The sequence below is a fragment of the Polynucleobacter acidiphobus genome, from assembly GCF_003065385.1.
Classification (GTDB): domain Bacteria; phylum Pseudomonadota; class Gammaproteobacteria; order Burkholderiales; family Burkholderiaceae; genus Polynucleobacter; species Polynucleobacter acidiphobus.
Genome location: NZ_CP023277.1, coordinates 920032 through 934677 on the forward strand (window position 1 = coordinate 920032; position 14646 = coordinate 934677).

A 14646-nucleotide genomic window follows, 5' to 3' on the forward strand; every position below is an offset into this window, starting at 1 on the left:
TGGATCAGTAATTCAACTGAATTTCTGATAAACGCTTCCATATCAGCTCTGGTGATTGCCGTGCATCAATCACCATAAAGCGGCCGGGATCGGCCATAGCGCGTCGCAAATACTCGTTGCGAACGTTCTCAAAAAAATGGAGGTCCAAGCGTTCAAACTTATCGGGGGTTCTGGCCTTGGACCGGCGATCTTGCGCAATCTCGCCAGGCAGATCAAATAAGAGCGTGAGGTCCGGCTGGACCAACCCAGCCCCCCTACCCTGCACCAGAGTCTCAAGCATGTTCAAGGTGTCAAGACTTAAGCCCCTTCCACCACCCTGATACGCAAAGCTGGCATCGGTAAAGCGGTCCGAGATCACAATCTTGCCAGCTTGTAAGGCGGGCTCGATGACCTGAGCTAGGTGCTCCCGCCTCGCAGCAAACATGAGCAAGGCTTCGGTCTCAATATGCATCGGCTCTTGCAACAAGAGCTGCCTGAGTTTTTCACCTAAGGGGGTGCCGCCCGGCTCGCGCGTGAGTACAACTTCATGATTCGGATAAAGCCGCCCCAAATGCTTGGCAAAGGCCTCTAGGTGGGTACTCTTCCCAGCACCATCGATGCCCTCGAAGCTAATAAAAAAACCAGGGCAATTCATATTCATGGATTTACTTCACTGACTTGGTTGACGATTTTGCAGGCAAGCGTTGGTAGCGATCAACCGCAGCCTCGTGTTCTTTCAAGGATACAGAAAAATGACTACTGCCATTGCCCTTGGCAACAAAATAGAGTGCATTGGTGGGGGCGGGTTGCGCAGCGGCAATTAGCGATTCTTTAGAGGGTATTGCAATTGGGGTTGGAGGTAAGCCATAGCGCATATAGGTATTGTAGGGAGTATCGCGGCGTAAATCGGTTTTTCGAATATTGCCATCAAATCGTGGGCCGATTCCATATATGACCGTGGGATCGGTTTGCAGCATCATGCCCTTTTTAAGCCGATTATGAAATACCCCAGAAATTAGTCCGCGCTCAGACGCTTGGCCGGTTTCCTTCTCAATAATCGAGGCGAGGATTAGTAATTGATATGGGTTCTTTAAAACCCGATCATTGGGCTGGCCCTGTACATAGAGATCCCATGCATTCGCTAATTGCTTTTGCATACCGGCATGGGCACGTTGATAAATACTCGAATCCAAATCATCCGGATCAAATACATAGGTATCTGGAAATAACCACCCTTCTGCACTCGCCTGCGTTAGTCCTAAGAGCTTGGCGAGCTGGGCTTCGCTTAGCGTATTGGTTTGATGTATGAGTGCTGGGTGCGTATCAATCGCTGCCCGAACTTGCCAAATGGTCATACCAGGTATAAGCTTCACGACCTCGCGTACTCGATCCCCCCGAGCCATTTGCAGCAGTATGCGGCCTAAGCTTGCATTGGCTGGGAACTCATAAGTGCCGGGCTTTAATGATGATGCGACTCCAAGCGATCGAGCACCAATTTGGAAGACCAAGGCGGTCACCCCAATCCCCTGCTCTTGCAGCTGGCTTGCGATCTTTGAGACCCCTGATTTTGGTAACACCTTAAAGCGCGCAGCATTTGTTACGTCAGCCTGATTAACTAAAGTAGATTTGGATGGCACCACTCCCCATGTGAATAAGGCAAGGTAATAAAGGCAGATAATGCCGATGACCGATACCAGCCCAAGACCCAGTAACCGTTTACTCAGAGCCATGGCAAGCAATAAGGAATTTGATGACTTAGAAAGTTTTTACACATAGCGCTATGATAAAAGGCTAAGGAACTGACATGACCATCATCAATCAGGCAACGCTATGAACTCGCCCACCATTTGCCGCTTACCAGACTGGGGCTTGATTCTGGTTGAGGGACCGGATGCAAGTACTTTTTTGCAAGGTCAATTAACGAATTCAGTGCTTGGGTTAAACACTGTCCCCTCCGGAGCCATTGCTCATGGAAGTTCAGCCGCCAGATTGACCGGATATTGCACAGCAAAGGGTCGCTTACTCGCCTCTGCATGGATTAGTTTGCATTCATCCCAAACGGCAACACAGTATGCATTATTTGTCTCACGCGATCTAGCAGCGGCATTTGCAAAACGACTGAGCATGTTCGTTTTGCGCTCCAAGCTTACGATTCGTGACGTCAGCGAAGATTGGCCAGTGTATGGAGCTCTCAGTTCGATGGAGAACCTTCTGCCCCACCTTCCTGCTGATGCAATTGCCTTGGCGATGCAAACGCCTGCCGACACAAATTCTGCGAAGCGGATTGTGTTTGCCTCCCAGATGACGGTCGATGCCCAACTCAATTTAAGCGAGTGGAATGCAGTCGAAGTAGCCAGTGGCATTCCCCGAATTCTGGCGGCTACTCAGGATCAATTTGTTCCTCAAATGGTGAACCTGGAATCCGTGGGCGGGGTCGACTTTAAGAAGGGATGCTACCCGGGCCAAGAAGTCGTTGCTCGTAGCCAATATCGAGGGGCGATTAAGCGCCGCCTTTATTTGGCTAAAGCACAAATTCCGTCTGAGTCCTGCCCACCAGCAACCGAGATTTTTCATGAAGAGGACCCAGGCCAGCCAGCCGGAATGGTCGTGCTCTCAGCCCCCAATCCAAGTAACCCTGATTGGGTAGACCTTCAAATTGAATGCAAATCAGAGCTTGCCCAAAGCGGCAAACTTCACCTTGGTGACGCTAGCGGCCCCAGTCTGGAGCTTGGAACACTACCCTACTCCCTAATTGAGATTTAATCAGGCATAGTATTGGTATGTGCCTCATATTATTTGCCTGGAAATCGCACCCAAAGTACCCGTTGGTGGTAGCCGCCAATCGGGATGAGTTCTATGATCGCAATACCACCGGCATCGCTTGGTGGCCTGAGCATCCCGACGTATTGGCTGGCCGTGATCACGCTGATGTGATTGGTAGTCCTGGCACCTGGTTAGGACTCAATCAGCAGGGGCGTTTTTCAGCGCTTACGAACGTACGCTCACCCAGTGAGAAAAAACCCGATGCGAGAACGCGAGGCGAGCTACCCTATTTGTATTTAACGAGCCCTGATAAACCCAACCACTTTATTGAGAAGCACAGTAAGCGCTTCGATCAGTACAACGGTTTTAATTTACTGATGGCCGATCTGAGTGATCCGAGTGACGCTCAAATGCATTGGGTGAGTAATCGTGTGGTGATGGGTAAATCCGTGCGCCCGCGCAAAACATTTCCAAGTCAACCTTTAACGCCCGGCGTCTATGGTCTATCGAATGCCATGCTTGATACACCGTGGCCCAAGGTGAACCACCGCATTGCCGCATTCGCCCAAACTCTCGCAATGGATGGTGGCAGCTTAAAAAATGCCGATGCCTATCTCCATTTATTGGCAGATGACCATCAGGCCCCAGAACGTGAGCTTCCGAGCACCGGCGTTAGTCTGGAATGGGAGAAAGCACTCTCCTCGGCTTTTATTCGGACCGAACATTACGGCACGCGCTCGAGCACGGTATTGCGAGTTCGCAACGATGGTAACTATGAGATGGTGGAGCGGCGCTTTGATGCTAACGGCGTGATTGCCCACGACGTAATTACCGGTAGCTTAATTGGCTCTGCCTGGGCCAATTACTCAGTGTAACAATGGCTTTTCCCCTTCAGGGTGACGATACCTGCCAATCGATTACACCCACACCCCTACCAGAGCCCTATTGGGTGGGATTCTCACCCTCCCTTGGGCAAGAGCTCGGTATCGCCCTCAATGAATCCAAGCTCCCTGCTGACCCACTTTGGTTAAGCGTCTTAAGTGGCAATGCATTAGCTAGCAAGGAACATGTTTTCTCCAATCCAATCGCTACAGCGTACAGCGGTCACCAATTTGGTATCTGGGCTGACCAACTGGGCGATGGTCGCGCCATTCTCTTGGGCGACATTGGCCCCTATGAGATTCAATTAAAAGGTTCGGGGATCACCCGCTATTCGCGCATGGGTGATGGTCGAGCGGTATTACGTTCATCCATCCGTGAATTTTTGGGTAGTGAGGCCATGCATGCTCTTGGCGTACCAACCAGTCGGGCACTGGCGGTGACGGGATCTAAAAAGCCAGTGATGCGCGAGACCCTTGAAACAGCCGCGGTCTGTACCCGCCTAGCCCCCAGCTTTCTGCGCGTAGGTCATTTTGAGCACTATGCGGCTGCGCGCCAAACCGAGCATCTCCAGCAATTAGCCGAGTATCTGCTCAATATCCATTACCAAGAGTGCTGGGATAGTGACGATCCCTACCTTTCACTATTCTCAGCAATTAGCCGTCGTAGTGCCGAGCTGGTGGCACATTGGCAATCCGTGGGTTTTTGCCATGGGGTTCTCAATAGTGACAACATTAGTGTTTTAGGTCTTACCATCGATTACGGCCCCTTTGGAATGATGGATCGCTTTCAAATGGATCACATCTGCAACCACAGTGATTCGCAAGGAAGGTATGCCTATCATCGCCAACCACAAATCATGCATTGGAATATGGCGTGCTTGGCAGGTGGTATGTTGCCTTTATTGGAGAAGAAGTATTCAACCGAAGAGGCCCAACAGAAATTACAAACTGCGCTCGAGCAATTTCCGACCCAATACCGTGAAGCCTGGTTACGACGCTTTCGAGCAAAGCTGGGTTTAATGGATGAGCATGCCAATGATTTCGCATTGATTGAGAACTTATTACAACTCATGCATCAGAATCGAGTGGATTTTACAAACACATTCCGTCTTTTTGCTCAGGTTCAATCGCATGCCGATGATCAAACCAATCCATTACGCGATCACTTCATTGACCGCCAAGGGTTCGATCAATGGATGCAATCCTACTTGGATCGACTAAAACTTGAACGGCTGTCTGATCTTGATCGACAGAGTGCCATTCTCAATACCAATCCGAAATTTATTTTGCGTAATTACTTGGCACAGCGCGCCATCGAACTGGCCCAGCAGGATGATTTTTCTGAAGTCCAAAAACTCCTCCAGATCCTTGAAAATCCGTTTGCAGAGCAAGCTGAACATGAGGCTTACTCGGCCCCTCCTCCCAAAGAGCTAGAGGATATTGTCCTTAGCTGCTCCTCTTAATCCTTCTTTACAATCCAAGCTATGAGCAAAAGTGATGAGCAATACCGTCAAGAGTTATCTGACATTGAGTATCGGGTAACGCGCCAAGCGGCAACCGAACCACCCTTCTCGGGTCGCTACTGGGATCATTGGGAAAATGGCCTGTACCATTGTGTCTGTTGTGGCACGCCGTTATTTGTATCCAGTACCAAATTTGATGCGGGTTGCGGTTGGCCAAGTTATCACAGCCCCGCCAATCCTCAAGTGATTAGTGAGCATCGGGATTTGACCCACGGCATGATCCGAACCGAGGTGCGTTGCTCTAACTGCGATGCCCATCTCGGCCACGTCTTTGAAGACGGTCCCCAACCCACAGGTCTGCGCTACTGTATCAATTCTGCGTCATTGCGCTTTGAGCCGAGTCCTAACGCCACCCCCAAGCAATCCTCATGAAAAAATTTCTCTTTGACCTATTCCCGGTCATCCTCTTCTTTGCCGCATTCAAACTTGCCGATATCTACGTAGCAACCATCGTGGCGATCATTGCAACTATTGCCCAAATTGTGTGGCTTTATCTGCGACGGCAAAAAATTGAGGGTATGCAGTGGGCTAGCTTGGTGCTCATTGTTGTCTTTGGTGGCCTCACCATACTGTTAAAAGATAAAACCTTTATCCAGTGGAAGCCGACCGTCTTATATTGGTTGTTTGCAGCGGTACTCTTCTTTAGTGCCCAGTTCTTTAAGAAAAATTGGATTGAGAGTCTGATGGGAAAGCAAGTAACCTTGAAACCCGGCAGTCCACGTTCAATCTGGATTAAGCTCAATCATGCCTGGGCGGCATTCTTCTTCTTCATGGGTGTTCTTAATCTTTATGTCGCTTATACCTTTTCTGAGGATGTGTGGGTGAACTTCAAGCTCTTTGGCGGCATTGGTTTGCTTATTCTTTTCATCATTGCCCAAGGCTTATGGTTAAGTCGCCATATGGAGACCGATGAGGCATGATGACCAATCAAGAACGCATTGCTGCATTTCAGGATCGCTTACAAAAGCAACTCCAGCCAACTCAGCTTGTGATTGACGATGAGAGTCATTTGCACGCTGGTCATGCGGGTGCCGCCGGAGGTGCGGGTCACTTTCGGATCACGATTACTACGCAGGCATTTACGGGCCTTAACAGCGTGGCACGTCACCGCTTAGTGTATGGCGCATTGAAAGAGTTCATGCCACACGAGATTCACGCCCTTGCGATTCATGCACTTGCACCAAATGAGTCATAATTCTTCTTTTAGCCTTTTGATCCTTTATATGCACCTGACCAAAAAAATAATCCTCGCCTGCTCCATCGGCTTCATGAGCACCTCTGTAATGGCTCAAAATGCTGCGATTGTGAACGGCAAGCCCATCCCCAAGGCACAGCTTGATCGCCTCATTAAAAATTCAGGGCAATCCGCAACCGATCCAAAGATTCGTGAGCAAGGCCGTGAACTCCTCATTACCCGCGAACTGATTATTCAGGAATCGGATAAGCGTGGCGTTAGTCAAAAGGATGATGTCAAGGACCAAATTGAGCAAGCGCGTTTAGGCGTATTGGTGGCAGCCCTGTTTGATGATTACATTGATAAAGGCGGCATTACCGAAGAAGATTACAAAACGGCATACGACTCCATTAAGAGTCAATTTGGCGGTAAAGAATATAAAGTACGTCACATCTTGGTAGAAAAAGAAGCGGATGCCAAAGCTCTCATTGCCAAGATCAAAGCCGGTGCAAAGTTTGGGGATCTGGCTAAGGCCAACTCTAAAGATCCCGGCTCTGCTCCTGAAGGTGGAGAGCTTGGTTGGGTAAGCGATAAGGCGCTAGTCCCTGAGTTCTCTAAGGCAATGACCTCATTACAAAAAGGGCAGATGACCGATAAGCCGGTGAAGACTCAATTTGGCTGGCATATTATTCAGCTCGAAGACGTGCGTGATGTGAAGCTACCCCCGATGGCTGAAATCAAGGAACAGTTAAAGACCATGCTGATGCAAGATCAGGCCTGGCAAAAGGCTAAGTTCTCTGAAATGATGAAGAAGATTCGCGAGAGAGCCCGGATTGAGTAAGATGATTTTGCACACCATGCTGCGTGTGGGCGACATTGCCCGCTCGGTTGATTTCTACACCCGCGTATTAGGCATGAACTTATTGCGCACGACCAATCGCGAGGAGCAAAAGTACTCTCTCGCCTTTGTAGGATTTGGGCGTGGTAATGAGGATGGGCAGGCAGAAATTGAGCTCACCTATAACTACGGTGTGAGCACGTATGACCACGGTAGCGCATACGGTCATATCGCAATCGCTGTCCCCGATGTTTACAAGGCATGTGAGGATATTGCTGCTGCTGGAGGCACGATTACTCGTCCTGCCGGCCCAGTTCAGGGTGGCAAAACCTTAATTGCCTTCATCACCGACCCCGATGGATACAAGATCGAACTGATTCAACGCTGATTGGATGCACTTGGCTGATTTATATGCAAGCTAGGTATGAGGTTCGGGTTCTAAATCAAATTTCGGATGTTCCCCGGCAGGCATGGGACTCAATCTTGCCACCCTCAGCCGGCCCCTTCATGCAGTATTCATTTCTTAGTCTTTTGGAGAAAACTGGTTGTGTGAGTGCAGAAACGGGATGGCAGCCATCGCATCTGGCGCTCTATGAAGCTGGTGGTGACACGCTTCTTGGCATATTGCCTCTCTATCTCAAAACTCACTCCTATGGAGAATATGTCTTTGATTGGTCCTGGGCCGAGGCCTATACCCAAGCAGGGCTTCCCTATTTTCCAAAAGCACTTAGTGCCATCCCATTTACTCCGGTTACCTCTTCGCGCTTGTTGGCTCGATCCACTGAGCATCAAGAAGCACTAGTCACTGGTTTAAAACAATTGCTTGGCGAGCTAAATCTATCCTCTGCCCACCTTCTTTTTCCTGTCGAAGAGGAGGCAAAGCTTCTTAGTGAGGCGGGATTCTTAAAGCGTGAGTCGGTCCAGTTTCATTGGCATAACCATGACTACAGCGATTTTGAGTCCTTTCTATCAACCCTCACCATGAAACGCCGCAAGAATATCAAGCGCGAACGTAAGCAAGTTCAAAGTGCGGGCATTACCTTTGAACCCCTTCCTGGAGAATCGGTCACCGAGGAAGATGTTTTGTTCTTCTATCGCTGCTATCGCAATACCTATCAGAACCACTACTCGACTCCTTACCTGAATCAACTCTTTTTTCAGGAGTGGGTGCAGGAGATGCCCCGCAATCTTCATTTGATTGTGGCAAAGCGCGAAGGTCAAGCGATCGCAAGCGCCCTATTGGTAATTGATCGTGAGTTGAGTAAAGCCTATGGTCGGTATTGGGGGTGTATTGAGCAACACCCCTGTCTGCATTTTGAGACCGCGTTCTATCAGGCGATTGAGTATTGCATCCGCGAGGGAATCCAAACTCTGGAAGGCGGTGCGCAAGGTGAGCATAAGATGGCACGGGGGTTTATGCCAACAAGCGTCTCGTCTTACCACCATCTGAGTGATCCACGCTTTGCTGCTGCAGTGGCACGATTTCTGGAGCGTGAGCGTCAAGGGATTGGCGTATATCTTGATGAGTTAGCTGAACATAGCCCCTTGCGCCAGAACTCTGATTCAAGTGGCTTCGGCAAAATTGAACTCGATGCATTAAAGTAAGGCATGAGCTCAATCAATAACGGTGCTAATTCTTTAGGAATCGGAGATGGCGATTCTGACTCCCCGTGCATTGGGATCTGCTCAACCCTCTTTGATGAAATCTGCAAAGGCTGTGGCCGCACTGCCTTAGAAGTCAGCAACTGGGTCTTTATGAGCCCTGAGGAGAAGCAATCTGTCTGGACTCGCATTCAGGCAGAGGGTACTGCCATGCGATTTACCCGCGAGCAAAAATCTTAACCCGCAAGCTCCTGGCTGCGCAAATACTCCTCGTACGTTCCTGAATAATCATTGATCGTGCCGTCCGGCTTGATCTCCAGAATTCGGTTCGCTAGCGCCGAGACAAACTCGCGGTCATGGGAGACAAAAATCAGAGTACCATCAAATTTCTCGAGAGCGATTTGTAAACTCTCAATCGATTCCATATCCATATGATTAGTTGGCTCATCCATTGCGAGCACATTATGCTTTTGAAGCATCAACTTACCCCAAATCATACGCCCCTTCTCACCGCCCGAAACCACTTTCACCGATTTACCAATCTCATCGCCTGAGAACAGAAGACGCCCGAGAATGCCACGCACAACCTGATCGTCATCACCTGGTTTGCGCCATTGGGTCATCCACTCAATGAGGTTCTCATCGGTTGGGAAGCATTCGCTGGTATCCTGCGGCATCACACCCACATTGGCGTTCTCAGCCCACTTCACATCCCCAGTATCCGCCGCAATCCCATCAAAGCGTTTACTCAGAATGGTTTTGAGCAAGGTGGTCTTACCAGCCCCATTCTGGCCAATAATGGCGATTTTCTCACCCGGACGAATCGCAATCTTGAAGTTCTTAAAGATCACCCGATCAAACTGTTTGGTTAGTGCATTGCACTCAACCGCCATATTGTGTAACTTCTTCTCGGTTTCAAACCGAATAAATGGGTTCTGGCGCGATGACGGCTTAATATCAATCAGTTCAATCTTTTCAAGTTGGCGCTGGCGTGAGGTTGCCTGTCTGGCCTTTGAGGCATTAGCTGAGAAGCGACTCACGAATGCTTGAAGTTCAGCCATCTTCTCTTTGGCCTTGGCATTAGCCGCCATTTGCTGGGCACGCGCCTGGGTCGATGCCAACATATAGGAATCGTAGTTCCCGGGATAGACCTTTAGCGTACCGTAATCCATATCGGCCATATGCGTGCACACTTCATTTAGGAAATGGCGATCATGCGAGATGATGATCATGGTGCTATTGCGTTGATTCAGGATTTCTTCGAGCCAATGAATCGAATGAATGTCCAAGTTATTGGTTGGCTCATCAAGCAGCAAGACATCTGGATCTGAGAATAAGGCCTGAGCAAGCAAGACGCGCAATTTCCAGCCCGGTGCAATATTACTCATCGGGCCATTGTGTTGTTCTAGTGGAATGCCAATGCCAAGCAGTAGTTCGCCAGCGCGTGCTTCAGCGGTGTAGCCACCAAACTCTGCGTACTTGGCTTCGAGCTCGGCTGCGCGCATATAGTCTTCATCGGTCGCATCGGGGTTGGCATAAATGGCATCGCGCTCTGCCGCGGCTTGCCACATTTCTGCATGACCCATCATCACCACATCGAGTACACGAATATCTTCATAGGCAAATTGATCTTGACGCAACTTTCCTAAACGAATATTGGGTTCAAGGCTGACATTACCCGCTGATGGCTCCAACTCCCCACCAAGGATTTTCATAAAGGTTGATTTACCACAACCATTGGCGCCAATTAAGCCGTAGCGATTGCCGCCACCAAACTTGACCGAGATGTTTTCAAACAGGGGTTTTGCCCCAAACTGCATGGTGATATTAGACGCGTTTAACACAAGAACTTTCTCAATAATGATGCCGTGCTGGCAAAGCTCATTATTTTAACGGTCTTCCATGCCAGTGATGCTTAATACGCAGCAGCAAGCCCATCTCGGCGGCTATCGCTTGCTGCAACATAGCCATCGCCAATTTGATCGGATAGGCGCCAGATAAATTGGCCGGAGCCAAAATCCATATAGGGATCATCCACCTTTTTCAGAACATGCCCCCGTTCAATGAGGCCCTTAACCGTTTGAGGATCCATATTGGCCTCGACATCAATGCTGAAATCTCGATTGACTTTCCAGCGCGGCGCATCGCAGGCAGCTTGGGGCTGCTGTTGATAGACCAACATGCGCAGGAGTGTTTGTAAGTGCCCTTGCGGTTGCATATCGCCACCCATCACTCCAAAACTCATTTGGGGAACGGTTTTACTGTTCACTTCTTTGGTTAAGAATGCGGGAATAATTGTATGAAATGGTCGCTTATTACCTGCCACCACATTGGGCGATTGGGGGTCGGATGAAAACCCATATCCCCGGTTCTGAAAACTAATTCCCCAGTTCGGTTCCACTACACCAGAGCCAAAACCCATGTAATTACTCTGAATAAACGAGATCATGCGCCCCTCTTCATCAGCTGCACTTAGATAAATAGTGCCTCCCGTATTGGGCATACCAAAGGTAAATTGGGTAGCACGTTGCAAATCAATTTCTCCTGCGCGCTTGGCAAGGTATTTGGGATTGAGCATTTGTGCGGGGCTGACCTCCATCGAGCGTGGATCGGCTACATAGCGATAAATATCTGCAAAGGCTAATTTCATGGCCTCGATTTGCACATGCTGACTCTCGACACCGTCTACTGGATACTGAGAGAGATCAAAATTCTCTAAGATCCCCATCGCCATTAGGGCACCGATCCCCTGGCCATTTGGGGGTATCTCATGCACGTCATAGCCCTGCACCCGTGTTGAGATGGTGCCAACCCAGTCTGGCTGATAGTTGGCCAAATCACTGGCCTTCAATGCCGCTTGGTGCTCCTGCGCAAATTGGACAATCGATTTAGCAATCTCACCTTCATAAAAATCCCGGATACCCTTCTGAGCAATTTGTTTTAATGCTCGTGCAGCTGCTTGAAAATGGAAGATCTCACCGGTGTGTGGTGCTCGCCCACTTGGCATGAATGCTTTGGCAAACCCTGGCTGTGGACTTAGCTCCTTCACAGCAGCAGCCCACTTATGCGCCACGATTGGAGCAACCGCATGCCCACGCTCTGCAATCTCAATGGCGGGCTGCAGGATATCCGCTAAGGGCAAGGATCCAAAGCGCTGATGCAGCGCTCCCCAACCAGCAATGGCACCCGGTACGGTCACACTATCCCAACCTCGCATGGGGCGATTCACAAGACCGTGTGCATCACGACCATACTTGGTGGCAAAGTAGTCCAGACTCCATTGCGCCGGCGAGACCCCCGAAGCATTTAAACCATGCAGTTCATGCCCGTCCCAAACGATGGCAAAGCAATCACTACCTAAACCATTGGAGACTGGCTCAACAATCATTAATGCTGCCGCTGCAGCAATGGCAGCATCAATCGCATTACCCCCCTGCTGCATCATCTTCAAACCCGCTTGAGCGGCATAAGGATGGGATGTTGAGCAAATGTTCCGCCCAAAAACAGGCATCCGTACGGTGGGATATGGGTTGTGCCAATTAAACGGTGAGCTCATGATCGTGTCTTTATTCTTCGAAGTTGTTCACGGATAAGGGGAATCCGTACTACTAACAATACCAAAATTATCCCAGCATAGATGTAAACGGTCTGAAAATCGTTTTTACCCGCCTTATGCCAAAAGTAATGCAGCACTCCGAGGATGGCAATCAAATAAATGAGGCGATGCAGGCTACTCCAGCGACGTCCTAACCAGTGCATCGCTGCTCGGTTCGAGGTGATAGCCAAAAGACTCATGCATACAAAGGCAACAAACCCTACGGTAATGAATGGACGTTCAATCACGTCTGCAAACATCTCTTGAAAATTGAGATAATGGTCAAGCCAATACCATATGGTGAAGTGTAAGAATGCATAGAAAAATGTAAATAGGCCGAGCATCCGCCGCATCTGGATCCACCCCGACCATGCCGTTATCCAATGCATTGGACTCATGGCCAAGGTGATGCACAAAAAAGTAATCGTCCAAGTCCCCGTTGAGCGGGTAATAAACTCGACCGGATTAGCACCCAACTGTCCAGCATAGGCAAGCACGAATAAACGCATAAGCGGAATCAGCGCTACAACAAAGAGCCAGCGCTTTACATGCGCAATTGCCACCATGCTTTAGTAAAACTTACGCAAATCCATCCCTGCATAGAGCTTGGCAACATACTCGCCATAGCCATTAAAGGGCTCGGTTTTAATCTTGGGCGCAAAAATCCCACGACCATCAATGCGACGCTCGGTAGCTTGACTCCAACGCGGATGACTCACTGCTGGATTCACATTGGAGTAAAAACCGTACTCTCTTGGGGCCGATGCACTCCAACTGGTGAGCGGTTGTTTCTCGGTCAAGCGGATGGTGACTAATGATTTGGAACTCTTAAAACCATACTTCCAGGGCACGATCAAACGAATGGGCGCACCATTTTGTTTGGGTAATAACTCACCATACATCCCAAATGTAAGCAGAGTTAATGGGTTCATGGCCTCATCCATGCGCAGACCCTCGCGATAAGGCCAATCCAGCACGGGTCGCTTTAATCCAGGCATTTGCTTTGGGTCAGCCAAGCTAATGAACTCGACATACTTGGCCGATCCCAGAGGCTCCACTCGATTAAGAAGATGCGATAAGGCATAACCATTCCAGGGAATCACCATCGACCAGCCCTCAACACAGCGCAGTCGATAAACGCGCTCTTCCATGGGTGCTAACTTGAGTAATGCATCAATATCGAGTGTGACCGGCTTCTTTACCATCCCCTCGATGGATACGGTCCAGGGCCTGGTTTGCAAACGATCGGCAAACTTCGCAGGATCATCCTTATCCATCCCAAACTCATAGAAATTATTGTAGGTAGTTGCATCCTCATACGAGGTTTGGGTCTCGCGGGTGGAGTATTGTTCATTCAACTTTGCAGGTAACTTCTCGCGCGGTGCTGCCGTTTTGGCAAAGGCCTCTCGCTCAAGCCAGGATCCCATACCTAAAGCTGCACTTCCCAAGGCAAGGGTTTTAAGCCATTGACGACGATCCTCCGCAATCGCACGTGGAGTAATTTGACTGGGATGAATCGTGGGGTCTTTAAATGTCATCGATCTACCTTTAACTGAAATGGTGTGAAATTCGTATTGGTATCGTAATAATCTTCGTTCTCTTTGCGCTTTAAGTATCCCACCACCGCATAGGTTAATGGGGTTGCCAAAATCTCCCATGAGGTTTTGAGGATGTATTGCGCAATCGCTACCTGAATAATCTCATTCGTCGGCCAAATGGCATAAAAGGCCAAGAAATAGAATAATGAAGAATCCACCAACTCACCGACCGCAGTTGAGCCGATCGTGCGGGTCCATAAATACTTCCCCTGGGTCCAGATCTTCATCTTGGCGAGCACATAACTATTGCTAAAGCTACCGCACCAAAATGCGAGCATGGAGGCCAATGCAATTCGCCAGGAGTTACCAAAGACGGTCTCTAGACCGTGCTGATAGTTCGCCATATAGGATCCCGGCGCCACCGGTAGCGCAATCACGATCAAGGCCATGATGGCCGCAAAGCCAAGGGCAGTAAATCCAGCCCAGACCGCTCGGCGATCATAGGCATAGCCATAGACCTCGGTCAGAATATCGCTAAAGAAGTAGGAGATAGGGAAAAATAGGATCCCGGCGCCAAAGATGACATAACCAAAATAAGGCAGCTCAACCGTAGCCGCCTTACCGGCCCCAATGAAATTTGAGCAAAGCAGCACAGCGACGAATGCCCCCAGAATTAGGTCGTAATAGCGATACTGGCGACGCATGGGGTGTGAAGGCCTTATAGGTTCGGTGTAGCGGTTAAAAGGGAAAATA

Annotated in this window: 17 protein-coding genes; 10 read left to right on the forward strand and 7 right to left on the reverse strand. The window is 49.4% G+C overall.

Going from position 1 to position 14646, the window contains the following annotated elements; translation table 11 throughout:
• Window positions 1–4 precede the first annotated feature (4 nt).
• Window positions 5–634, reverse strand: a complete 630-nt coding sequence (gene tmk / locus AOC32_RS04915; RefSeq protein ID WP_108508413.1) for a dTMP kinase — start codon at window positions 632–634, stop codon at window positions 5–7.
• 10 nt (window positions 635–644) lie between these two features.
• On the reverse strand, window positions 645–1709 hold the full coding sequence (mltG, locus tag AOC32_RS04920) for an endolytic transglycosylase MltG (RefSeq protein WP_108508414.1): 1065 nt from the start codon (window positions 1707–1709) through the stop codon (window positions 645–647).
• Between the two features lie 100 nt (window positions 1710–1809).
• Between mltG and ygfZ the strand changes: the two genes are divergently transcribed.
• The 10 genes from ygfZ to AOC32_RS04970 all read left to right on the forward strand — a co-directional run bounded on the left by ygfZ (window position 1810) and on the right by AOC32_RS04970 (window position 9000).
• On the forward strand, window positions 1810–2742 hold the full coding sequence (gene ygfZ, locus AOC32_RS04925; RefSeq protein ID WP_108508415.1) for a CAF17-like 4Fe-4S cluster assembly/insertion protein YgfZ: 933 nt from the start codon (window positions 1810–1812) through the stop codon (window positions 2740–2742).
• A 17-nt stretch (window positions 2743–2759) separates the two neighbouring features.
• Complete coding sequence (locus AOC32_RS04930) at window positions 2760–3617, forward strand: NRDE family protein (RefSeq protein WP_108508416.1); 858 nt, start codon at window positions 2760–2762, stop codon at window positions 3615–3617.
• A 2-nt stretch (window positions 3618–3619) separates the two neighbouring features.
• Complete coding sequence (locus AOC32_RS04935; protein WP_108508417.1) at window positions 3620–5086, forward strand: protein adenylyltransferase SelO; 1467 nt, start codon at window positions 3620–3622, stop codon at window positions 5084–5086.
• A 21-nt stretch (window positions 5087–5107) separates the two neighbouring features.
• Complete coding sequence (msrB, locus tag AOC32_RS04940; RefSeq protein ID WP_108508418.1) at window positions 5108–5518, forward strand: peptide-methionine (R)-S-oxide reductase MsrB; 411 nt, start codon at window positions 5108–5110, stop codon at window positions 5516–5518.
• The gene (locus tag AOC32_RS04945) at window positions 5515–6066 is read left to right on the forward strand and encodes a septation protein A (RefSeq protein ID WP_108508419.1); all 552 of its coding nucleotides are present in this window, start codon (window positions 5515–5517) and stop codon (window positions 6064–6066) included. Before msrB ends, AOC32_RS04945 begins: the two co-directional genes overlap by 4 nt.
• Complete coding sequence (locus tag AOC32_RS04950) at window positions 6063–6341, forward strand: BolA family protein (protein WP_108508420.1); 279 nt, start codon at window positions 6063–6065, stop codon at window positions 6339–6341. Before AOC32_RS04945 ends, AOC32_RS04950 begins: the two co-directional genes overlap by 4 nt.
• 73 nt (window positions 6342–6414) lie before the next feature.
• On the forward strand, window positions 6415–7161 hold the full coding sequence (locus AOC32_RS04955; protein ID WP_234409700.1) for a peptidylprolyl isomerase: 747 nt from the start codon (window positions 6415–6417) through the stop codon (window positions 7159–7161).
• 1 nt (window position 7162) lies between these two features.
• On the forward strand, window positions 7163–7546 hold the full coding sequence (gloA, locus tag AOC32_RS04960; RefSeq protein WP_108508422.1) for a lactoylglutathione lyase: 384 nt from the start codon (window positions 7163–7165) through the stop codon (window positions 7544–7546).
• 23 nt (window positions 7547–7569) lie between these two features.
• The gene (locus AOC32_RS04965; RefSeq protein WP_108508423.1) at window positions 7570–8763 is read left to right on the forward strand and encodes a GNAT family N-acetyltransferase; all 1194 of its coding nucleotides are present in this window, start codon (window positions 7570–7572) and stop codon (window positions 8761–8763) included.
• 3 nt (window positions 8764–8766) lie between these two features.
• Window positions 8767–9000: a DUF1289 domain-containing protein gene (locus AOC32_RS04970; protein ID WP_108508424.1), complete on the forward strand. Its 234-nt coding sequence runs from the start codon at window positions 8767–8769 to the stop codon at window positions 8998–9000.
• Here AOC32_RS04970 and AOC32_RS04975 read toward each other — a convergent pair.
• The 5 genes from AOC32_RS04975 to AOC32_RS04995 all read right to left on the reverse strand — a co-directional run bounded on the left by AOC32_RS04975 (window position 8997) and on the right by AOC32_RS04995 (window position 14597).
• Window positions 8997–10604 carry an ABC-F family ATPase gene (locus tag AOC32_RS04975; protein ID WP_108508425.1) on the reverse strand — a complete coding sequence of 536 codons (1608 nt, stop codon included), beginning with the start codon at window positions 10602–10604 and terminating at the stop codon, window positions 8997–8999. The genes AOC32_RS04970 and AOC32_RS04975 overlap by 4 nt on opposite strands.
• Before the next feature lie 71 nt (window positions 10605–10675).
• A complete protein-coding gene (locus tag AOC32_RS04980) occupies window positions 10676–12316 on the reverse strand; it encodes a gamma-glutamyltransferase family protein (RefSeq protein ID WP_108508426.1) in 1641 nt (546 codons plus the stop codon).
• Window positions 12313–12921, reverse strand: coding sequence for a protein-methionine-sulfoxide reductase heme-binding subunit MsrQ (locus AOC32_RS04985; RefSeq protein WP_199908479.1), 609 nt, complete (start codon window positions 12919–12921; stop codon window positions 12313–12315). Before AOC32_RS04985 ends, AOC32_RS04980 begins: the two co-directional genes overlap by 4 nt.
• Window positions 12922–12924: 3 nt before the next feature.
• Window positions 12925–13893, reverse strand: a complete 969-nt coding sequence (msrP, locus tag AOC32_RS04990; RefSeq protein ID WP_108508427.1) for a protein-methionine-sulfoxide reductase catalytic subunit MsrP — start codon at window positions 13891–13893, stop codon at window positions 12925–12927.
• Window positions 13890–14597: a queuosine precursor transporter gene (locus AOC32_RS04995; RefSeq protein WP_108508428.1), complete on the reverse strand. Its 708-nt coding sequence runs from the start codon at window positions 14595–14597 to the stop codon at window positions 13890–13892. The genes msrP and AOC32_RS04995 overlap by 4 nt, the downstream gene beginning before the upstream one ends.
• Between the last annotated feature and the right edge of the window lie 49 nt (window positions 14598–14646).